Origin of the sequence: Roseomonas marmotae (assembly GCF_017654485.1) — a bacterium.
Taxonomy (GTDB): domain Bacteria; phylum Pseudomonadota; class Alphaproteobacteria; order Acetobacterales; family Acetobacteraceae; genus Pseudoroseomonas; species Pseudoroseomonas marmotae.
In genome coordinates, this window is sequence record NZ_CP061091.1 from 2,730,257 (window position 1) to 2,750,999 (window position 20,743).

The following is a 20,743-nucleotide window of genomic DNA, read 5'->3' on the forward strand; positions in this document are numbered from 1 at the left end:
CGGCTCAGCCCCCCTGCATCGGCGCGAGGATCTCGACCCTGTCGCCATCCCGCAACCGGCAGGCGGCGCGGTGGGAGGCGGGGACGAATTCACCGCCATGGGCCGTGGCGACGCGGGCGCCGGAATAGCCCAGTTCCTCCAGAATCCCGGCCAGATCGGTGGAGGTCACGGTCCTGGCCTTGCCATTGACGATGATGGTCATGCTGCCTCTTCGGTGCTGGGGGTGTTCTCGCCAAGGATGGTGGCAGCCGCGCGTTGCGCGAGGCTGGGCGAGAGCAGGAAGCCGTGGCGATACATGCCGTTGATATGCAGCACGCGGCCTTGCCGCCGGAGCGCGGGCATGTTGTCGGGGAAGGCCGGGCGGATATTGCTGCCCATTTCCAGAATCTCGGCCTCCGCGAAACCGGGATGCAGGGCATAGGCGGCGTTCAGCAGCTCCATGGCCGAGCGGGCTGTGACGGCACGCCGGTCCGCGCTTTCGATCATGGTGGCGCCGACCATGAAGCGCCCGTCACCGCGCGGCACGATGTAGAGGGGGATGCGCGGATGCAGCAGTCGCACGGGGCGATGCAGCGTCACGCCAGGGCAGCGCAGCACCAGCATCTCTCCCCGCACGCCGCGCAGGTCCGGCAGCACGGGCGCCGCCGCATGGCCGCGGCAGTCGATGACATGGTCGAAGCCCTCGTGATCCCGCTCCGTTGCCTCGGCCACGCGGAAGGCGACGCCGCGCTGCCGCAGCTTGTCTGCCAGCGTGGCCAGCGCGGCGCGGGGGTCCAGATGCGCTTCTTCCGGGAAGAAGAGGCCCTGGCCGAAGCGCCCCGCCAGATCGGGCTCCAGCGCCGCGATCTGTCCGGCGTCGCAGGGCCGGTGGCCGGTGGTGCGCCGGGAGAAGCGGTTCAGCTCGCCCAGGTCGCGCGGGGCGGCCAGCACCAGGCTGCCCTGCCGGCTGGTGCCAGGGGCATGGGCCGCCCACCAGTCGATGGCAGCGATGCCTGGCGCGATCAATGCCGGTGACGCATCGGCGGCCTCGCACCAGGGGGCCAGCATGCCGCCGGCGAAGTGGGACGCCCGCGTGGCGGGGTCCGCGCGGTCGATGAGCGTGACCGCCGCGCCGCGCCCGGCCAGAACGGTCGCCGTCACCAGCCCCGCCACGCCGGCACCGACCACGAGAACCTCCGGCGGCCTGCCGGCCCTGCTTTCCGCACCCAAGACGAAGCCCTCCCGGTGGGGGCATGCGGCGGCAGGATGACCTGGGGCGGCAGCCTGGGGAGGCTGCTGTTTTCCATCCCTCCGCCGGCATGACCCGGATCAGGTTCAATGGGTTCGGCAGAGCCGTCTCAGCCCGCGTCAGGCGGGCACCCCAGGAACAACAGGGACAGGTTAGCCAGAGGTGGCGGAGGTGCCAAGGCTTCAGTGGCGGGAACCAGCCAGGGTACTAGGCCTGCGCCGTCGGTCGGATGACGATCTCGCTGACATCGACATCATCCGGCTGCTCGATAGCGAAGGCAATGCTGCGCGCGACCGCCTCGGGCGGCAGCCCCATCTGCTCCATCGCCTCGTCCATCCGGGCCCTGATGCGCGGGTCCGTCATGGAATCCGTGAAGCGCGTCCGCACCATACCCGGCGAGATCATGGTGACGCGCAGCGTCTCGCCGGCCTCCTGGCGCAGTCCTTCGCTGAAGGTGCGGGCAGCGTTCTTGGTGGCGGCATAGACCGATTGCATCGGCACGATCTTCAGCCCGGCGGTGGAGAGGACATGGACGAAATGCCCGCTCTGCTGCGCGCGGAAGAGCGGCAGCGCGGCCGCCACGCCATGAAGCACGCCACGGAAGTTCACCGCGATCATCTCCTCCCAATCCTCGACACGCAGGTCGTCCACCGGCGAGATCGGCCCGGCCCCGGCATTGCTGATCATCACATCCGGCCGGCCGAACTGCTGCCGCGCGGCCGCGACCAGCGCGGCCAGATCATCCCGCCGCCGGACATCGGTGGGCAGGCTGATGGCTACGCCGCCCGCCTGCCGGATGCTGGCCTCCAGCGCCTCCAGCGGCCCGGCCCGCCGCGCGCCCAGGACCAGCTTCGCGCCACGTTCCGCCAGAAGCATGGCCGTGGCGGCGCCGATGCCGCTGCTGGCGCCAGTGATGGCGATGACCTTGCCCGTGATACCCGTCATGTCCTGCCTCCTGTGATCGATTGCCGGCCGGAGCCGCTTGCGGCAGGATCGGGAGAACTCATCCTATTTCCAGAAGAGTTCTTATCCCATTACCAGCGGTAACAGGCTGAGGTCATGAACAAGCTTGCCCGCATCGAGGCCCGCCGGGCCGTGGCGGACTTCATCCGCGATCGCCGCGCCTGCCTGGCACCGGAGGATGTCGGCCTGCAGCGCGGGGCCCGGCGCCGCACGCCGGGCCTGCGGCGCGACGAGGTGGCGCAGCTCGCCGGGGTCGGGATCACCTGGTACACCTGGTTCGAGCAGGGGCGCGACATCCAGGTCTCGGCCGATTTCCTGGAGCGCCTGAGCCGGGCCTTCCGCCTCAACGCCACCGAGCGCAGCCATCTCTTCACCCTGGCGCAGCAGCGGCCACCACCGCACCGGCCACCGCAGGAGACCCGCCTGCCCGATGCCGTGCGGCGCATCCTCGCCAGCCTGCACATGCCAGCCTGTGTCATGACCCGGCGCTGGGACGTGGTCGCCTGGAATGCGCCGGCCATTGAGATCCTGGGTGATTTCGCAGCCCTGCCGGAGGATGAGCGGAATATCCTCCACCTCATCTTCACCTCGTCCGGATTTCAGCAGCGCATGGCGAGCTGGGAGGAGGACGCACGGGGGACACTGGAGAAATTCCGCCTGGACTTCGCCCGCGCCGACGGCGACCCCGGCTTCGCTGCGCTGGTGGCGGAACTGGCTGCCCGCAGCGCCGATTTCGCGAAATGGTGGCCGCGCCAGGAGGTCCGGCCGGTCGGCGATGGCATGAAGCGCCTGCGCCATCCCCGGCACGGCGTGCTTGAGTTCCAGCATGCCACCTTCTCGGTCGAAGGTGGCTCTGAACTCAGGATGGTCGTCTATACCGCGGCCGGGGATGCCTGACGGAGGTCAGGGCGCCTTGTGCGCCGGCTTGTCCGCCTGCTCCGGCAGCTCGCCCGACTTCACCTCGGCCGAGCGCCGGATGCCTTCGCGGGAGCCGCGCTCCGCATCGACCTCTCCCGGCTTGCCCGTCCCCTCCTGGCGCGCATGCGCCTTGTGATCCGCGCCTTGGGACTTGTTCCGCGTATTTTCCGGCATTTCCTGGCCTCCTCTGATGGTAGGGCCTTTCGGCGACCCCGTTGTCCATGCCAGGAACGCGCCGGGAAGCCTCAGGTTCCGCCGCTTCAGGCCCCTGCCCGCCCCCTGCGCAGCAGCACGATGACCTGGATCACCGCCATCACCGCCAATTGCCCGGCGATGAAGAGGAAGGGCACCTGGTAGCCGCCGGTCCAGGTGACCAGCACGGAGAAGATGGAGGGGCCGGAGATATAGCCGAGGAAGGTGACGACGGTGCTGCTGGAGGTGACCTCGCTGATCCGGCCGGGGGGCGAGAGGCGCGCGACCTCGGCCAGGTAGATGCCGTTCCAACTGGCGGCGAAGAAGCCGGTGGCCACCGCCACCGCCACCGCTAGCAGGATCGGCGGCTGCACCGGCAGGGCGCTGAAGGCCAGCACCATGCCGGCGGCGATGAAGGCCTGGGCCGTCAGGTTATGCGTGGGCCTGCCCGTGCGGTCCGCCAGCCAGCCCAGGAAGATGCGGGCGAAGACACCCGCGAGTTGCATGCCGGCATAGACCAGCCCCGCCAGGTGCAGCGGCATCTGCCGCTCCGTCACGAGATAGGTGACGGAGAAGGAGAAGAGCGAGCCCTGCACGATGGCGAAGGAAAAGGCCAGCACCGTGACGGTCAGCAGCACCGGGTTGGCCTTCAGCATCACATAGGGCTGGATGACCGTCCGCCAGTTGAACAGGGCGGCGAGGCTGATGTCGCGGCCGGGCTCGCGCTCCGTATCCAGCCGGGCGCGGGCGGGGGCGATGATGGCAGTAGCGGCCAGCCCGACCGCGACCGGCACCAGCAGCCCCGCCGCCCAGCCCCATTGCGCGGCGACGGGCGCCACTAGCAGTCCGGCCAGCGCGCCGCCCGCCGGGGCGCCCGCCTGCTTGATAGAGAAGATCAGCGTGCGGTGCCCCGGCGGGGCGCTGGCGGCCAGGATGCGGCTGCCGGCCGGGGGCGAGGGTCCGTATCCCACGCCCATCAGCAGCGCGCCCAGCAGCAGCAGCGGCCACCAGCCGGAGGCCGCGACAACCAGCCCCGCCACCGCCGTCAGCGCACCGATCTGGAGCATCCGCACCGGTCCCAGCCGCGCCAGCAGCGGCCCGCCGAAGAGCAGGAAGAGCACCGTGCCCAGCGAATTGAGGGAGGAGAGGTTGCCGATCCGCTCCGGCGCCAGCCCGGCACCCGCCGTCAGCAGCGGCGCGATGACCGGCAGGCTCTGGCTGAGGAAGGAGGCCACTGTCTGCATCCCCAGCGTGGTGCCGAGGGCGATGATCCAGAGCGGAACCCCTCCCTTGGCACCATCTGCTCCGGGCGTGGCGCGCGTCTGCTCTCCGGCGGGCTGGGGCATTCCTGCTGGCATCCTCTGCGAAGGCGCCGCCCCTTGGCGTGGGGCCACGGCGGATGCGCGGCCAGCATGGCTCCGGAACGGCTAGGCGAGCAGGATGCTTACGACGCCCCGCCGCATCCGTCGACCACACGCGCCTTCATGGATGCGGCGCCGGCCGCAGGTCGCCCAGCACGGTCGGGATCAGTTCCGATACGGTGGGATGGATCGGCACCGCCCAGCGCAGCACCGGATAGGGCGTGCCGGCATGCATGGCATCCAGGATGCCGTGGATCGCCTCGTCCCCCTCCACCCCCAGGATGGCGGCGCCGAGGATGTGCAGTGTCTCGGCATCGGCCACCACCTTCATGACGCCCTGCGTCTCGCCACGCTCCACCGCGCGGCCGACGCGCGCCATCGGCCGGCTGGAGACCAGCAGGGGCCGGCCGGTGGCGCGGGCCTGCGCCTCGGTCATGCCCACCCGGCCCAGAGGCGGGTCGATATAAAGCGCATAGGCGGGGATGCGGTCGCTGACGCGCCGCGCCTCGCCATCCAGCAGATTGGCGGCGACGATCTCGAAGTCGTTGTAGGCGGTGTGGGTGAAGGCGCCGCGCCCGTTGCAGTCGCCCAGCGCCCAGATGCCCGGCACGCTGCTGGCCAGCCCGTCATCCACCACCACAAAGCCGCGCGCATCCAGCGCGACCCCGGCGGCCTCCAGCCCGAGATCATCGGTATTCGGCCGCCGCCCCGTGGCCACCAGCACATGGGAGGCCGCGATCTCCGCCCCGCCCACCCGCACCAGCGCGCCGGAGCCGCGCGGGGTGAAGCTGACATCCTCGGCACCGGTATGGATGGTGATGCCGTCCGCCTCCAGGATCTCGCGGATCATCGCGGAGATATCAGGGTCCTCGCGGGGGACCAGGGCGGTGCCACGCTCGATCACCGTCACCTCGGCGCCGAAGCGGCGGTGCATCTGCGCGTATTCCAGCCCGATATAGCTGCCGCCGATCACCACCAGATGCTCCGGCACCACCTCCAGCCGCAGGATGCCTGAACTGTCCAGCGGCGTGATCCGGTCCAGGCCCGGCATCTCCGGCATGGTGGGGCGGGCACCGACATTCAGGAAGAGGCGCGGGGCGGTCAGCCGCTCCTCCCCCACGCGGATCACCTGCGGGGCCTCGAAGCAGGCATGGCCGCGCAACAGGGTCAGCCGCTCCATCCCGCCCAGCCATGTCTCCAGGTTGCCGCGGGCATTGAGGGTGACGGTCTCGGCCCGCGCCTGGACCGCCGGCATGTCGATGGCGACCGGCCCGGCCGAGACGCCCCAGCGGGCGGCGTTGCGCGCCACATGCGCGGCGCGGGCACTGGCCACCAGCGCCTTGGTCGGCATGCAGCCGGTATTGACGCAGGTGCCGCCGAGGAACTTGCGTTCCACCAGGGCGACGTTCATGCCGGCGGCGGTCAGCCGCCCGGCGAGCGAGGGCCCCGCCTGCCCGGCCCCGATGATGATGGCGTCGAACTCTTTCATGCGCCCTCCGCTGGACAGGCGGCATGGAACCGCTGTCGCGCCGTCGGTGGTTCTGGCCAGCGGGCAGCATGCGCCAGCTGGAGCAGCTTTGGCCAGGATTACCGTTCGGTCCGCGCCATGGATGACGTGCTGGCTCACGCCCCGCTGGCGTGGCGCTCCAGCCAGGATACCGCGAAGGCGCAGATGGCCGCGGCATCCAGCAGCATTGACGGCGCCGCGCCGACCAGCCCCCGCGCGCCCTGCCCGCCGGCCAGGAAATCCCGCAGGATGGTGGCGAAATAATCATCATCCAGGCCCGGCACGACCGGCAGGGATGTCTCGAATTCCTCCAGCATGCGCCAGCACACTCCGCCAGGGATGGCGAAGGGCACCTCATACCGGCGGATGCGCTTGCCGGGGATGCGCGCCCGGTGCTCGGCCAGATGCAGCAGCGTGATGGTATCGGGCGGCGCAGCGACCATCAGGATCTTGCCGCCCGCCTCCACCAGCTTCGCGAAGGGCGAAGCTTCGCCATAGCCGTAGTCCAGCGGATGCGCCTCCGTCACCCAGCCGGCGCGCGTGCCGATGGCGGCGACGGATGCACCGGGATTGCCGCTGCGGCGGGCGCCAGGCGTGGTGCGGATGAATTCCGCCAGCACGCCGTTCTCCCGGCTGGCGCGGGAGGATGCGGGGTCGAAAGGCGGGATATGCGGGCGCCATGCCGGCGGGACGCGCCCCTGCCCGTCCAGAAGTTCGTCATAGGCCGCATCCCAGTCGGTATAGGCGAGGATGGTGCCACCGGGGCCCACCGCGTCCCGGAGCGCGCCGATCAGGGCATCCGGTCCGTTTAGCAGCCGCCCCACCTGGCGCATGGCGGCATGCACCATCACCATCCCGCCCGCCTCGAGGCCGAGGCGCGCCAGATCCTCCCGCAGGTCAGCGCGTGTGCGGAAAGGTGGTGCGGTCATCCGGGGAAGGTCGCCAGCCGCCGGGCCGGCGTCAACCGGTGGCCCGGGCCATATGCCCGGACCACCCGTGAGATCAGATGCCGATGGCGGCCTTGATCTTCTCCCGCGTCATCGGCAAGTCGCGCAGGCGTTGGCCGGCGGCACGCGCCACGGCATTGCCGATGGCCGCCGCCGCGGGCCCCTGCCCCGTCTCCCCCGCGCCCAGGAACGGCGTGCCGGGCCGGTCGATCACATGCACATCCATCTGCCGGGGCACGGCGTTGAAGCGCATCATCGGGTAGGTGGACCAGTCCACGCTGGTCAGGCCGTTCGGCGTGAAGCCCACGGACTCATAGAGCGTCCAGCTGGTGGATTGGATGATGGCGCCTTCCACCTGGTTGCGAAGCCCGTCAGGGTTGACGACCTCCCCGGCATCCACCGCCGCCACGATGCGCAGCGGCCGCACGCGTCCGGTCTCGCGCTCCACCGTCACCTCGGCCGCCACGGCGCAATAGGCGGCGTAGTTCTTGTAGCGCGCGAAGCCGAAGCCATGGCCGATGCCCGGCGCCGGCTTGCCCTTGCCCCAGCCGAACTTCTCCGCCGCCAGCTGGATGACGGCGCGGCCCCGCTCATCCTCCAGGTGCCGCAGGCGGAACTCCACGGGGTCGGCGCCGGCGGCATCCGCCAGCTCGTCCATGAAACTCTCGATGCTGAAGACGTTCATGAAGGCACCAAGTCCCCGCAGGGCCGAGACGCGCAGCGGCATCTGCGGGATGAAGTGGTGCATCACCTGGGCGTTGGGGAAGGTGTAGAGCGGGATGGCATTGCGGTCGCCAGCCCCCGCCGGCTGCGGCGCGGGCCTGGGCGCCGCGGGCTTGAAGGGCTCGGCCAAAAGCTGCCCGGCCAGCAGGTTGCCCGCCGGGCCGGGGCGGGTGTTATGCGTATTGCTCCAGACGCCGTAGTCCCAGTTGATGATCCGCCCGTCAGCGTCCAGCTTTCCGGCGGCCTCGGTGATCATGGCGGGGGAGAGCGGCTCCCAGCCCTGTTCCTGCTCCCGCATCCATTGCAGGCGGATGGGGCGGCCGGGCATGGCGCGCGCGATCAGCACGGCATCCGCCGCCACGTCGTCGGCGCCGTTATGGCCGTAGCAGCCGGAGCCCTCGACATGGATGCAGCGCACCTGCTCCGCCGGCATCCGCAGCATCTCGGAAAGGGCGCCGCGCAAGGGATAGACGCCCTGGCTATGCGTCCAGACCGTCATCACCCCGTCCTGGAACTGCGCCAGGGCGCATGAGGGGCCGATGGAGCCATGCGCCTGGTACTGGCGCGTATAGGTGGCGCGCAGCTCCTTCACCGTGCCGGGGACAGGCGCGTTCTTGTCCAGGATGGAATAGCTCTGGGTCGGCAGGGCACGCATGGCGGCGAAGAGGTCGCTCTGCTCGGGCAGGTTAGGCCCGCCTTCCCAGCGCGCGCCGGCGGCCAGGGCACGCATGGCCTTGATGGCCTGCCATTCGCGCTCCGCCACCACGGCCAGGAAGCTGCCGTCCCGCACCACGCCCAGCACGCCCGGCAGGGCCTCGGCGGCGGTGCTGTCCAGCAGGGCGAGCCGCGCGCCCGGCGCGGGCGGGCGCACCACGCGGGCATGGAGCATGCCCTCGGGCCGCATGTCCTGCACATAAGCGGCGCCACCCGTGACCTTGGCGGGGATATCCACGCGCGGCACGGGCTGCCCCATCACCCGGAACTGTGCGGGCGCCTTCAGCTTGGATTCCGGCTGGGCCTTCACATGCAGGTCCAGCCCTGTCACCAGCTCCCCGAAGCTGACGCGGCGGCCATCGGCGGCGATGACGGCGCCCTGTTCGGCGCGCAGGCTTCCGGCCTCCAGGCCCAGCTGCTCGGCGGCGCGGCCGATCAGCAGCTCCCGCACCTGCGCGGCCGCGTGGCGGATGGCGGTGCCGCTTTCCTGCATGGACTGGCTGCCGGCGGTATAGCCCTCATTGGGCGTACGACCGGTATCGCCGCTGACGAGCTGGATGCGCTCCATCGGCACCTCCAGCTCCTCCGCCGCGATCTGCATCACCGCTGTCTTGACGCCCTGCCCCAGCTCCACCTTGCCGGTGAAGAGCGTGACGTCGCCCTGGGCATCGATCCGCAGCCAGGCATCCAGCTCAGGCGTGGTCTTCAGGCTTCCCGGCAGCGGCGGGGCCTTGGCGGGCGGCGTGCCGGGCTGCGCGGCTTCCTGCGCGCGCAGCGGCAGGGTGAAGCCCAGCACCAGCGCCCCGCCGACGCCGAGAAGCCCGCGGCGGGAGAGTTCGGCACTCATCGCACCGCTCCCGTGGCGGAGGTGGGACTGGCATCGGCCCGCTGCATCAGCCCGGCGGCCCGGCGGACGGCCTTCAGGATCCGCACATGCGTGCCGCAGCGGCAGAGGTTGGTCTGCAGGTTCGCGCGGATCTCGTCATCCGTCGGGTTCGGGTTGGCGCGCAGCAGGGCCTGGGCACGCATCATCATGCCGGGGATGCAGTAGCCGCACTGGGCCGCCTGCTCCTCGATGAAGGCGCGTTGCAGGGCGCCGGGCGCCTCGGCGGTGCCGAGGCCCTCCAGGGTCGTGATCTCCCGCCCCTCGAGCAGCAGCACAGGGGAGACGCAGGAGAAGACCGCCTCCCCATCCACCATCACCGTGCAGGAGCCGCATTGGCCGAGGCCGCAGCCGTATTTGGCCGCGTGCAGCCCCAGCTCATCCCGCAGCGCGTAGAGCAGCGGCGTTTCCGGGTCGATATCCAGCGAATGCTGCTGGCCGTTTACCTTGAGATTCACCATGGCAGGCCTCACTGGGTCGGGTCGGCGGGGGCGGACTGCACGGCATCGGTGGGCCGGGCCGCCGAGGTCGTATGGCCCCGCCGCACCTCGCGCACCAAAGCTTCCACCCCCGTCCAGGGCTGCTGGTCCGTGAAGGCGGCGCGGATATAGCCTAGCAGCTCGACGATCTGCTGATCGGTCAAGACTGCGCGGAAACCCGGCATGATCGGCGCGCGCTCACCCTCGGCGGCGGGCAGGCCGTCCAGCACGACATTGATGAGGTTGCGTGGATTGGGGCCGTGCGGGGCGGTGCTGCCCTTCAGGTGCATGCCGCCGAAGGGCAGTGGCCGGCCGGCCTCGTGGCAGCTGGCGCAGGCGCTGGCATAGACGGCGCGCCCGGCATCCTGCCCGGGCACCGGGGGCACTGACTGGCTGTCGGCCATGATGGGGCTGGTGCCGGGGCCGGGCGTGGGGGTGGTGGGGGCCGTCACAGTGGCCGGCGTCACGCCATGTCCCATCCGCCGCGCCACATAGCCGGCGATGGCGCGCACGTCCTCCTCCGGCACCCAGGCCAGATTAGCCACCACGGGCGCCATCGGGCCACGGGCGATGCCATGCGAGGCCTCCCAGCCGTGGCGGAGGTAGTGAAAGAGGCTTTCCTCCGTCCAGGGCTGCGGCGCCGGGGAGGATTGGTCGACGGCATAGGCGTACCAGCCCTCCGCCTCCCCGCCCGAGAGGGCGCGGTCATGCTGCACGGCGCCCAGGGCATTGCGCGGCGAGTGGCAGGCGCCGCAATGGCCGAGGCCCTCCGCCAGATAGGCGCCGTGGTCGGCCTCGAGCTCCGGCCTCGGACCCTCCTTCAGGAAGAGCAGCTTCCACCCCGCCAGCAGCGGCCGGAAGCCCAGCGGGAAGACCAGTTCATTGGCCGGCGTCTCGGCCCGCACCGGCTCGCGCGTCATCAGATAGGCATAGATGGCGCGGTTGTCGGCCTCGGTGACGAGGGTGAAGTGGTCGTAGGGGAAAGCCGGGTAGAGGTGGCTGCCCTCGCGGTCCACGCCCTCGCGCATCGCGCGCTGGAAGGCGGCTTCCGACCAGCGGCCGATCCCTGTCTCCAGGTCCGGAGTGATATTGGTGGAATAGACGGTGCCAAAGGGCGTCGGCAGGGCCAGCCCACCGGCGAAGACCTTGCCGCCCGGCGCGGTGTGGCAGGTGTTGCAATCGCCGATCGCCGCCAGTTCCGCGCCGCGCCGGATCAGTTCGGGCGGGAAGCTCTCGCGCGTCGGTGGCGTCACGGGGTCCAGGGCGGGCTTCCAGGCCAGCGCGGCGAAGCCGGCGCCAGCCAGGACGATCGCCCCGGCGGCGCCCAGCAGTAGTGTCTTGAGTCTTGGCACAGTTACCTCCGCGCACAGCATGTTGCGCCACCCGTCCTACCGCAACCCCCCCGCGAAGAAGGGCACGGGACCACACCATGGCGCCGGCACCATGCGGACGGGGCCAGTCCATGGATCGGCGATGACTTGTCTGACGGCCCGCGCTAATGGATTTGAATGCAAATCGACCGCTTCAAGAAAGCTTGGGTCGAAGAAACTGGGGAGAACTTGCCGATCATGTCCAGACAGCCTTCCGGCCGGGCGACCCGCTTCACGCTCCGGGCAGCCCTCACCGCCTCCTGTCTCGCGGTGTCCCTGCTGGCATCGGCGGTGCCGGCGCAGGCACAGAGCACGTTGCGCGTCGTGCTGCGCAACGACCTCGCCTCCATCGACCCGGTGGCCTCGACCGCCACCTTCGCCCGCAACCACGGCTTCATGGTCTATGACCAGCTCTACGCCCTCGACACCAAGGGCGAGCCGCAGCGGCAGATGCTGGAGAGCGAGGAGGTCTCGGCCGACGGCCGCCAGTGGCGCTTCACGCTGCGCGACGGCCTGCGCTTCCATGACGGCAACCCCGTGCGCGCCGCCGATGCCGTGGCCTCCATCCGCCGCTGGGCGCAGCGCGACGTGGTGGGCCGGGCGCTCGCCGCCGCCACGGGATCGATGGAGGTGGTGGACGACAAGACCTTCACCATCACCCTCTCCCGCCCCTTCGCGCTGGTGAAGCAGGCGCTGGCGCGGCCGACGGCCAGCGCGCTCTTCATCATGCCGGAGGCCGTGGCGCAGACCCCGGCGACCGAGCAGATCACCAGCGCCGTCGGCTCCGGCCCCTTCATCTTCCGCCGTGACCAGTGGCAGGTCGGCAACCGCGCCATCTATGAGCGCAATCCGGAGTATCGCGCGCGCAGCGAGGCGCCAGACGGGCTGGCCGGCGCCAAGACCCCGAAGGTGGACCGGATCGAATGGCTCTCCATGCCCGATCCCTCCACCGCCCTGGGTGCGCTGAGCACGGGCGAGATCGATTTCTGGGAGCTGCCGCCGCCGGACATGATCCCGGCGCTGGAGAAGATGCGGAACGTCAGCCTCGCGGCGATCGATCCCATCGGCTCCCAGGTCTGGCTGCGGATGAATGCCCAGCAACCGCCTTTCAACGACCCGCGCGCGCGCCAGGCGCTGCTGCGCGTCATCAATCAGCGTGACGTGCTGGATGCCGCCGGCCTGCCGCCGGAGGATCGGGTGGAGCGCTGCAACGCCTTCTTCTACTGCGGCACGCCGCTGGAAAGCGCCGCCGGCACAGAGGGTCTCGACCGCCCGGACCCTGAGGCCGCGCGCGCGCTGCTGAAGGAGGCCGGCTATGACGGCCGCCCCATCGTCTTCCTGGATGCGGCGGACCTGACCACCAACCACGCGGCCACGCTGGTGATGGCCGAGGCCTTCAGCAAGATCGGGCTGAAGATGGATACCGTGACCACCGACTTCGCCACCCTGACCGCCCGCCGCAACAAGCGGGATCCGGTGGCGCAGGGCGGCTGGAACCTCTTCATCACCGTGGGCAACGTGCTGGATGGCGGCGATCCGCTCTCCAGCCTCTATCTCGCCTCACCCTGCACGGGCGGGCTGGCGGGCTGGCCCTGCGACGAGAAGCTGGAGGAGCTGCGCCGCACCTGGTGGCAGGAGCAGGACCCGGCGAAGCGCCGCGCGCTGGTGGATGACATCCAGCGCCAGGCCTATCAGAGCCTGCCCTATATTCCGGCCGGGCAGTTCCGCAGCCGCGCCGCCTTCCGCAGCAATGTGCAGGGCGTGCGGGCGACGACGGTGCCGGTCTTCTGGGGTATCGAGAAGACGGGGAACTGAAACAGGAGGGGGGGCAGGTTCCGCCCTGCCCCCCTTTGCCTCACTCCGCCGGGGCGGGTGCCACCGCCGGGCTACTGCGGCTGAGCGCCGCCATCTGCTTGCGCCGGCTGAGCTGCTGGTCGGCGATGACGCCCAGCAGGATGACGCTGCCCATCACCGCGAAGTTCAGCGAGGATGGGATGCCCAGGATATTCACGAGGTTCTGAAGGATCTGCAGCAGCACCGTGCCCAGCACGATGCCGAGGATGCTGCCCTCCCCGCCCCGCAGCGAGCATCCGCCGAGCACCGCCGCCGCGATGGCGTAAAGCTCGTAGAAATTGCCGAAGGAGGAGGGGGAGACGGAGCTGGTATAGAAGACCAGCAGCACCGTCGAGAGGCCCGCCAGCCCGCCACCGATCAGATAGGCACCGGCGATGACGGCATTGGTGCGGATTCCGGAATGGCGCGCCGCTTCCTCGTTCCGCCCGACGGCGTAGAGGTAGCGGCCGAAGACCGAGCGGTGCAGCACCACCGCCATGCAGGCCGCTACCACCAGCAGGATGATGAAGGGGTTGGGCACCCCGAAGCTGCGGCCCGAGGCCAGCCAGGTGAGGGTGTCCAGGTCCCCGGCATAGCCGAAGCCCATGGTGCCGTCCTGCGAGTAGTAGCGGGCGATGCCGCGATAGATCAGCAGCCCGCAGAGCGTCACCACGAAGGGCTGCAGCCGCAGCTTCGTCACCAGCAACCCGTGCAGCAGGCCCAGCCCCAGCCCGGCGCACAGCACGATCAGCACCGCCAGCGGCCAGGGGAGCTCGTAGTTCACCAGCAGGTCCACGAAGATCACGCCCAGCAGCGCGAACATGGAGCCGACGGAGAGGTCGATGCCCCCGGTGATGATGATGATGCCCTGGCCGATGCTGAAGACGCCGAAGAGGCCGATCAGATTGGCCATGTTCAGCAGGTTCACGCCGGACAGGAAGAGCGGGTTGAGCGCCGCCGTGATCCCGCCGATGACGATCAGCAGGATGCCGAGGCCCAGTTCCTTCTTGCTCATGGATGCGTCGTCTCCGCGCCGGCATGCCTGCCCTCGGCGTCATGTTCCTCGTTGTGGCCGATGGCCAGCCGCAGCACCGCCTGCTCGCTGAATCCCTGCCGCTCCAGCACCCCGCTGACACGGCCCTCATGCATCACCGCGATCCGGTCGCTGACGCCGATCACCTCCTCCATGTCCGAGGAGATCATCAGGATGGCGACGCCGGAATCGGAGAGCTGGCGCATCAGCGCATAGATCTCGCCCTTGGCGCCGACATCGATGCCGCGCGTCGGCTCATCGAACAGAATCACGCGCGGGGACATGCTGAGCCATTTGCCCAGCACCACCTTCTGCTGGTTGCCGCCGGACAGCGTGCCGGCCTTGACCGCCACGGAAGGCGTCTTGATCCGCAAGGACTGGCGCTGCCGCTCGGACGTCACCTGCTCTTTCGTCCGGTTCACCAGCCCGAAACGCGCGAAGGAAGCCAGGCTGGCGAGAGTGATATTCTGCTCGATCGAGAGGTCCAGCACCAGCCCGGCCAGCTTGCGATCCTCCGGCACCAGGTAGATGCCGGCGGCCACGGCATCCGAGGGCGAGCGGATGGCGACGGTCCTGCCGTCCAGCCAGATCTCGCCGCCCTGCATGGGGTCGATGCCGAAGACCGTGCGCGCGAGCGATGTGCGGCCGGAGCCGACCAGCCCTGCCAGCCCCAGGATCTCTCCGGGGCGGATCCGCAGGTCCACGGCGCTGGCCGGGAAGGCTGCGCTGCGCACCCCGCGCAGCTCTAGTCCACCCTCCCCCGGCGCGCTGGCGGGCGGGATGTAGAGCGAGCGCAGGTCGCGCCCGATCATCAGCCGGATCATGGCGCCATGGTTGATCTCGTGACGCGCCAGCTCGCCCACCATGCGGCCGTCCCGCAGGCAGACCACGCGGTCGGCGCAGTCCACGATCTCGCCCAGGCGATGGGTGATGTAGATGATGCCCGTGCCCTTGGCGCGCAGCTCATGCACCAGGGAGAGCAGCCGCGCCGTCTCCGACAGGGTGAGCGAGGAGGTGGGCTCGTCCAGGATGATGATGCGCGCCCTGGCCGCCAGGGCGCGGGCGATCTCGACCAGCTGCCGCTGGGCGATGGAAAGTTCGGCCACGGGGGCGTCGGGGCCGAAATCGGCGCCCAGCTGCTCCAGCAGCGGGGCCACCTGCCGCCGCGCCGCCGCCCGGTCCAGCAGCCGCAGCAGACCGCCCCGCAGCGGCTCCCGCCCGAACAGGACATTGGCGGCGACATCGAGGTTGTCGAAGAGGTTCAACTCCTGATGCACGAAGGCGATGCCGGCGGCCGTGGCCTCCGCCACCGTCAGTCCGGCATGGTCCCGGCCATCGATGCGGATGCGCCCCTCGCTGGGCGCCACCACGCCGCCCAGCACCTTCATCAAGGTGGACTTGCCGGCGCCATTCTCGCCGACCAGTCCCAGAACCTCCCCGGCATGCAGCCGCAGGCCAACCTCATCCAGCGCGCGAACACCCGGATAGCTCTTGCCGATCCCCTCCAGCTCCAGCAGCGGAGGGTTCGGCGTCGCCGTCATGGCCATATTCATTACCGGCCGCGCAGCAGTTCCCGCATCTGCTTGGAGAATTCCTCGACATTGGATTTGTCGATGATGCGGGTCGGGATGATGATGCGCTTGTCGGCGGGGATGAAGCCACGATCATTGTTCATGTATTTGATCATGCCGATCATGCTCTGGTAGCCGAATTCGTAAGGCTGCTGCACCACGGTGGAATAGACCGTGCCGTCGGAGACGCCGCGCAGCGTCAGCGCATCCTCGTCGAAGCCGACGATTTTCACGCGCCCTTCCTTCTCGGCGCCCTTCACCGCCTGATAGATCTGCGGCGTATTATAGGCCCAGAGACCCACCAGAAGGTCGATATCAGCGTAGCGGGCCAGTGTGTCCTCGACGTTGCGCTTCGCGCGGGCGATGTCGGATTCATCCGTGCGAATATCGACGATCTCGATATTTCCGCCCTGAAGGGCCTCACGGATGCCCTGCACGCGCTCGCGCGCATTGTCGGCATCCATGGTGCCGACGAAGAGCATGGCCTTGCCGCCCTGCGGCAGGGCCTTCTTCATCTGCGCACCGGCCTCGCGTCCGGCGGCCACGTTGTCGGTGCCGATATAGACGACGCGGTTGCTGGCCGGTGCGTCGCTATCCGTCGTGAAGAGCACCGCCTGAGCGGCGGCGCGGTTCAGCATATCCGTGGAATTGCCGGGGTTGATGGCGGAGATGGCGATTCCCGCGACGCGACGGGCCAGCAGCTCATCGACGATGCGGCGCTGCTCGGCGGCGCTGGCCTGGCCGGGCACGATCATTTCCATGTTGAATTCGGGATGCTCGCGGTTCGCCTTCTCGATCCCGCGGCGGGCGATGGTCCAGAAATCGGCAGAGACGTTGACGACGAAAGCCAGCGTCTTCTTATCCTGTGCGCGCAGGGCGCCGGGTGCGGCGGCAAAGGCAAGCGCTGCCGGGGCGGCAAGCAGGGTGCGCCGTTTCATGCTTTCTCCTGATTTCCTCTTGGCCCTGGTTATCTTCGGGCCTTCTGCCAGCCTTCACGGCTGCCGCCGGAAGGCTAGCAGAGCTTCTCGCGGACATGGAAGCAGAGGCTCAGGCGCTCACGATTCAGTCATGTTAAAGATTAACTTCTGACCATCGTCCCGTTTCAGGTCCAGCCACCATCGACCACGAACTCCTGGGCCGAGCACATCGCCGAGGCCCTGGAGGAGAGGAAGAGCGCCATATCAGCGATATTCTCCGGCATGACCCGCCCGGCGAGGCACTGGCCGGCATCGATCTCCTTCTCCGCTTCCGGCGTCACCCAGAGTGTCAGCTGCCGTCTGGTCATGACCCAGCCCGGCACGAGCGTATTTACCCGGATGTTCTGCTTGCCATAGTCGCGCGCGAGGCCACGGGTGAGGCCGTGCACGGAAGCCTTGGCCATGGTGTAGGCCGGCATGCCGCCCTGGCGAAGCTTCCAGCTGACGGAACCGAAGTTTACGATCGCCCCGCCACCGGAGCGTTGCATCATCGGGATGATGGCCTGCGCGGTGAAGAACATCGGGCGCTGGTTGATGGCCATCCGTTCATCCCAGTATTCCGGCGTCACCTCCTCCGGCTTGTGGCGCTGGTCGTTGGCGGCGTTGTTGAGCAGCACGGTGATATCGCCATGCGCCTCCCGCGCCTGCTCCACCGAGGCCCGCAGAGCCGCGATGTCGCGCAGGTCGCAACGGATGAAGAGGGGGGTGTGCTCCACACCTTCATCGGCGACCTGCCGGACCAGAGCCGTGCTTTCCTCCTCCGCGATATCCACGAATGCGACCCTGCTGCCCTGCTGCGCGAAGGCACGCGTCAGGGCGGCGCCGATGCCGCTGCCGCCACCGGTGATAAAGACACTGCGCCCGGAAAGATCAGGATAGACCGCTGTCTGCGGCATATGGACGTCCCTCTCATGCTCGGCGGCGCATTCGGACAGCGCCGCTGGCACGGTCAGTCTGCCCCTCTCGCTCCAGCCGTCAATCAGGCTCGCCAGGCTGTGAACTTGGCGGGCTCGCCAGCCGCTTCGGGCGGGCGCCTCCTGGGCCATCGGCCGGTCTGACGCATGACCAATTCTACCGGAACCCCGGCACCGCCAGCCCTGGCGCGGCCCTGGGCATGAACCACTCAAGGGCAATGCTGCGGCATGGCTGGCAGGGGAGAGGGCGACCTTCCAGGCAAGCCTGGTTATCCATGCAAGCCCAGCAGGCCTCCGCAATGAGGAGGGATCCGGCTGCTCAGCTTTCTGGCCAGATCCGATGTCGCGAACGGACCAACCAAGTGCGATACAGGCCCGGAATCGGGCATTCCCTGCGCCTATACTGCGGTGGCGATGAAGAAGCTGCCATTCCTGTTGGGTGACTAACCTTTATTTGGCGACATTCTTATCGTGAACGCCAAGACGCCCAGGTATTTGCTTGCCATTCAGTATCGGCGCCTCTCGGACAGCCGATTCTCCGGTCGGGGCGACGGGGATGCCTGTGCGATGCGCGACAGCGGCAGTGGCTGTCACGGGGCTCGGCAAGACTGACAATTTGGACAGAAAGCGGCAGCTGAGCCGGGTGCGTCTAGTCTGTCCAAGCTTTTTTACAACCCAACCGATTACCCGCAATAGTTTCATCTGGATGACCAAGCGGCTCATCACAAATTCGAAAGCAGCATTTTCAGCCACGTTTCGAAGGAGTGTTGCAACGAATTTCACGGAACGCAAATATGTTGCAAATGAGGCGCTTGGAAGCCAAGTTGCACCGCGGTTAGCGGAGGCGGTGCGATGATTGAGGAATGCTGGGTTCGCGTCTATGCGGGTCAGGCGGCGTGCCTGATGCATTACGAGGGCGATGTGGCCATTGTTTATCTGGCCGGTGAAGAGATGACGATGGAGAAGTCCGCCTGGGCCTCCCTCCCCCCTTACCGGGCCATGGCACCGCTGCCCTGGATGGCTGAAGCCGTCCCGGCCTGAGACGACCGGATCTCCTCGGCACCCGCCGTTACGGGCGGGCACCGAGGAAATCAAGGAGACTTCCGGGACCCCGGCCATTCATGGCCGGGGTTTCTTGCGTTTCGCCCCGTCCCCATCCCATGCCGCTACCCTTCCGGCCCACATATCCCGGCGCGGCAAGCAACGAGGCCCAAGGAGACACGGAGGCCTTGGAACAATCACTGCCGCCAATGTCACGCACCGCTGGAAGATGAATGCTTACCGGAAGACGGCGGGCGGCGCCCGGCTTATGCGCCTGAGGGCATGCACCGCCAGGCATGCCTGGCGGTGCATGGCGGCTCAGCCGAGGTGGGTGGCGATGGCGCGCATCCAGACCAGCACAGCGCTTGCGCCGGCATCCGGCTCGCCCAGCGCGCGGTCGCCGAGGTAAGCGGCGCGTCCCAGGCGCGGGCGCATGGAGGCGGTCGCCGCCGCGCCCTCTTCCGCCGCACGCAGTGCGGCACGCCAGGATTCAGCGGTGGGACGGCCCTGCCGGATGGCGTCGGTGAAGGCCTCGGCCGCCGGGTGCAGCGCATCCAGCATGGTGCGGTCGCCCGGCCTGGCGCCACCCAACTCACCGATGGACGCGACGGCATCGGTAAAGGCCTCGGCCCAGGCCACAGCATCCGGCGATGTCCCCTCCAGCCGCCGCGCGGCCCGCAACAGCGCCGTGGCATAGAATGGGCCGGAGCTGCCACCGATGGCGCGGCGCAGGCTTTCGCCCATGGCGGTGAGCGCGGCGGCCGGCGTGGCCCAGGCGCCGTCGGGCAATGCGCGGATGGCCGCGGCACCGCGCGCCATGCTGATGCCGAGATCGCCATCCCCGGCGTGGCTGTCCAGCTCCGTCAGTTCCGCCTCCGCCGCCTGGAGCGCATCGGCCGCCGCAAGGGCGGCGGCGCGCAGCGCGGCGGAGAGCGGGCCGGGCGCCGCTGCCTCCCGCCAAGGCGGCGCCACTGCCGGCACCCGCACCAGCCGGCGAGGGACGATCCTGCCGGGGCCGGGCCAGGCCGGCGCATCGGCCGGCGCGTCGAGCCGCGCCAGGCGGGCGTCATCGACACGCAACAGGGTCAACGAACATCCTGGCATTTCCAGGGCTGTCATGAAATTGCCGGCCCAGGCGCGCTCCACCAGGATGCCCTGTCCGCGCAGCACTTCCAGCGCCCGGCGCGCGACGATAGCCAGTTCCATCGGCGGCGTGCCACCCAGCCCGTTGACGAGCAGCGCGACCCGCTCGCCCCCCGTCAGCCCGGCATCGTCGATGATGGCCTGCAGGATCGTATCCACGATGGCGTCGGCGGCCTGGATGGAGGCGCGGCGCACGCCCTGCTCGCCATGGATGCCCAGGCCCAGCTCGATCTCATCGCCGCCCAGCGCGAAGCCGGGCTTGCCGGCGGCGGGCACGGTGCAGGCACCGAGCGCCACGCCCATGCTGCCAAGCGCCTGGCTGGTCGCCCGCGCCTCCGCCGCCACGGCATCCAGCGGCAGTCCCGCCGCCGCCGCCGCGCCGGCGACCTTATGCACCAGCACGGTGCCGGCGATGCCGCGGCGCCGCCCATGTTCCACCGTTTCCCGCAGCGCCACGTCATCGGCCACGATCACCATGCGGGTCGGTATGCCCTCGGCCGTCGCCAGTTCCGCCGCAAGGCCGAAATTCAGCCGGTCTCCGGTATAGTTCTTGGCCACCAGCACCGCGCCACGCGGGCCGGCCGCGGCGCGAATTGCCGCCAGCACGGCGTCGACGCTGGGGGAAGTGAAGACATCCCCGGCCACGGCGGCCGTCAGCATGCCCGCACCGACATAGCCGGCATGGGCAGGCTCATGCCCGCTGCCGCCGCCGGAGATGACGGCCACGGGCCGTTCCGCCGGGGACTGGAGGCCGGCGCGGAGGACCACATCCTCCCCCTCCAGCAGCGCCTGTTGCGGGCTGAGATCGACGAAGCCTTCCAGCATCTGCCGGACGACCCGCCGAGGATCATTGACCAGTTTCTTCATGAGGCGTCACTCGCATTCGGGTCCGAGGGCAGAGCCGGGCGAGGCGCGTGCCGCGTGGATGAAGGGACACCCGTTCGCC

General features: G+C 69.4%; 18 protein-coding genes and 1 riboswitch. Of the genes, 3 read left to right on the plus strand and 15 right to left on the minus strand.

Features of this window, described 5'->3' with window-relative positions:
• Positions 1-4 precede the first annotated feature (4 nt).
• The 3 genes from thiS to IAI58_RS12885 all read right to left on the minus strand — a co-directional run bounded on the left by thiS (position 5) and on the right by IAI58_RS12885 (position 2,173).
• A complete protein-coding gene (gene thiS / locus IAI58_RS12875) occupies positions 5-202 on the minus strand; it encodes a sulfur carrier protein ThiS (protein WP_207445403.1) in 198 nt (65 codons plus the stop codon).
• Positions 199-1,209: a glycine oxidase ThiO gene (gene thiO, locus IAI58_RS12880; protein WP_237182200.1), complete on the minus strand. Its 1,011-nt coding sequence runs from the start codon at positions 1,207-1,209 to the stop codon at positions 199-201. Before thiO ends, thiS begins: the two co-directional genes overlap by 4 nt.
• Before the next feature lie 58 nt (positions 1,210-1,267).
• Positions 1,268-1,373: riboswitch (TPP riboswitch) on the minus strand.
• Positions 1,374-1,435: 62 nt separating this feature from the next.
• Positions 1,436-2,173: an SDR family oxidoreductase gene (locus IAI58_RS12885; protein WP_207445402.1), complete on the minus strand. Its 738-nt coding sequence runs from the start codon at positions 2,171-2,173 to the stop codon at positions 1,436-1,438.
• Positions 2,174-2,287: 114 nt separating this feature from the next.
• Here IAI58_RS12885 and IAI58_RS12890 point away from each other — a divergent pair, with 114 nt between their 5' ends.
• Positions 2,288-3,088, plus strand: a complete 801-nt coding sequence (locus IAI58_RS12890; protein ID WP_207445401.1) for a helix-turn-helix transcriptional regulator — start codon at positions 2,288-2,290, stop codon at positions 3,086-3,088.
• Between the two features lie 6 nt (positions 3,089-3,094).
• Here the strand turns inward: IAI58_RS12890 and IAI58_RS12895 are convergent, their stop codons facing one another.
• The 7 genes from IAI58_RS12895 to IAI58_RS12925 all read right to left on the minus strand — a co-directional run bounded on the left by IAI58_RS12895 (position 3,095) and on the right by IAI58_RS12925 (position 11,267).
• Positions 3,095-3,283: a hypothetical protein gene (locus IAI58_RS12895; protein ID WP_207445400.1), complete on the minus strand. Its 189-nt coding sequence runs from the start codon at positions 3,281-3,283 to the stop codon at positions 3,095-3,097.
• 86 nt (positions 3,284-3,369) lie between these two features.
• Positions 3,370-4,647, minus strand: a complete 1,278-nt coding sequence (locus IAI58_RS12900) for an MFS transporter (RefSeq protein ID WP_207445399.1) — start codon at positions 4,645-4,647, stop codon at positions 3,370-3,372.
• A gap of 136 nt (positions 4,648-4,783) precedes the next feature.
• Entirely contained in the window at positions 4,784-6,151 is a 1,368-nt protein-coding gene (locus IAI58_RS12905; protein ID WP_207445398.1) for an FAD-containing oxidoreductase, read from the minus strand.
• Positions 6,152-6,285: 134 nt separating this feature from the next.
• Positions 6,286-7,098 (minus strand): aminoglycoside 3-N-acetyltransferase, encoded by an 813-nt coding sequence (gene aac(3) / locus IAI58_RS12910; RefSeq protein ID WP_207445397.1) that lies wholly within the window; start codon positions 7,096-7,098, stop codon positions 6,286-6,288.
• Between the two features lie 73 nt (positions 7,099-7,171).
• Entirely contained in the window at positions 7,172-9,400 is a 2,229-nt protein-coding gene (locus IAI58_RS12915; protein ID WP_207445396.1) for a xanthine dehydrogenase family protein molybdopterin-binding subunit, read from the minus strand.
• Positions 9,397-9,897 (minus strand): (2Fe-2S)-binding protein, encoded by a 501-nt coding sequence (locus tag IAI58_RS12920; RefSeq protein ID WP_207445395.1) that lies wholly within the window; start codon positions 9,895-9,897, stop codon positions 9,397-9,399. Before IAI58_RS12920 ends, IAI58_RS12915 begins: the two co-directional genes overlap by 4 nt.
• Positions 9,898-9,905: 8 nt before the next feature.
• The gene (locus IAI58_RS12925; RefSeq protein WP_207445394.1) at positions 9,906-11,267 is read right to left on the minus strand and encodes a cytochrome c; all 1,362 of its coding nucleotides are present in this window, start codon (positions 11,265-11,267) and stop codon (positions 9,906-9,908) included.
• Between the two features lie 216 nt (positions 11,268-11,483).
• Here IAI58_RS12925 and IAI58_RS12930 point away from each other — a divergent pair, with 216 nt between their 5' ends.
• Entirely contained in the window at positions 11,484-13,100 is a 1,617-nt protein-coding gene (locus IAI58_RS12930) for an ABC transporter substrate-binding protein (RefSeq protein ID WP_207445393.1), read from the plus strand.
• Positions 13,101-13,140: 40 nt separating this feature from the next.
• On the opposite strand, the gene IAI58_RS12935 is transcribed toward IAI58_RS12930, so the two are convergent.
• The 4 genes from IAI58_RS12935 to IAI58_RS12950 form a co-directional block, all read right to left on the minus strand.
• Positions 13,141-14,133 carry an ABC transporter permease gene (locus tag IAI58_RS12935; RefSeq protein WP_207445392.1) on the minus strand — a complete coding sequence of 331 codons (993 nt, stop codon included), beginning with the start codon at positions 14,131-14,133 and terminating at the stop codon, positions 13,141-13,143.
• Positions 14,130-15,692, minus strand: coding sequence for a sugar ABC transporter ATP-binding protein (locus IAI58_RS12940; RefSeq protein ID WP_207445391.1), 1,563 nt, complete (start codon positions 15,690-15,692; stop codon positions 14,130-14,132). The genes IAI58_RS12935 and IAI58_RS12940 overlap by 4 nt, the downstream gene beginning before the upstream one ends.
• Before the next feature lie 11 nt (positions 15,693-15,703).
• Positions 15,704-16,660, minus strand: coding sequence for a sugar-binding protein (locus IAI58_RS12945; protein WP_207445390.1), 957 nt, complete (start codon positions 16,658-16,660; stop codon positions 15,704-15,706).
• Between the two features lie 164 nt (positions 16,661-16,824).
• Entirely contained in the window at positions 16,825-17,595 is a 771-nt protein-coding gene (locus IAI58_RS12950) for an SDR family NAD(P)-dependent oxidoreductase (protein WP_207445389.1), read from the minus strand.
• Between the two features lie 870 nt (positions 17,596-18,465).
• On the opposite strand from IAI58_RS12950, the gene IAI58_RS12955 reads away from it, so the two are divergent.
• Positions 18,466-18,654: a hypothetical protein gene (locus tag IAI58_RS12955; protein ID WP_207445388.1), complete on the plus strand. Its 189-nt coding sequence runs from the start codon at positions 18,466-18,468 to the stop codon at positions 18,652-18,654.
• Between the two features lie 318 nt (positions 18,655-18,972).
• Here IAI58_RS12955 and IAI58_RS12960 read toward each other — a convergent pair whose 3' ends face one another.
• Complete coding sequence (locus IAI58_RS12960; RefSeq protein WP_208775954.1) at positions 18,973-20,664, minus strand: dihydroxyacetone kinase family protein; 1,692 nt, start codon at positions 20,662-20,664, stop codon at positions 18,973-18,975.
• Positions 20,665-20,743: the final 79 nt, after the last annotated feature.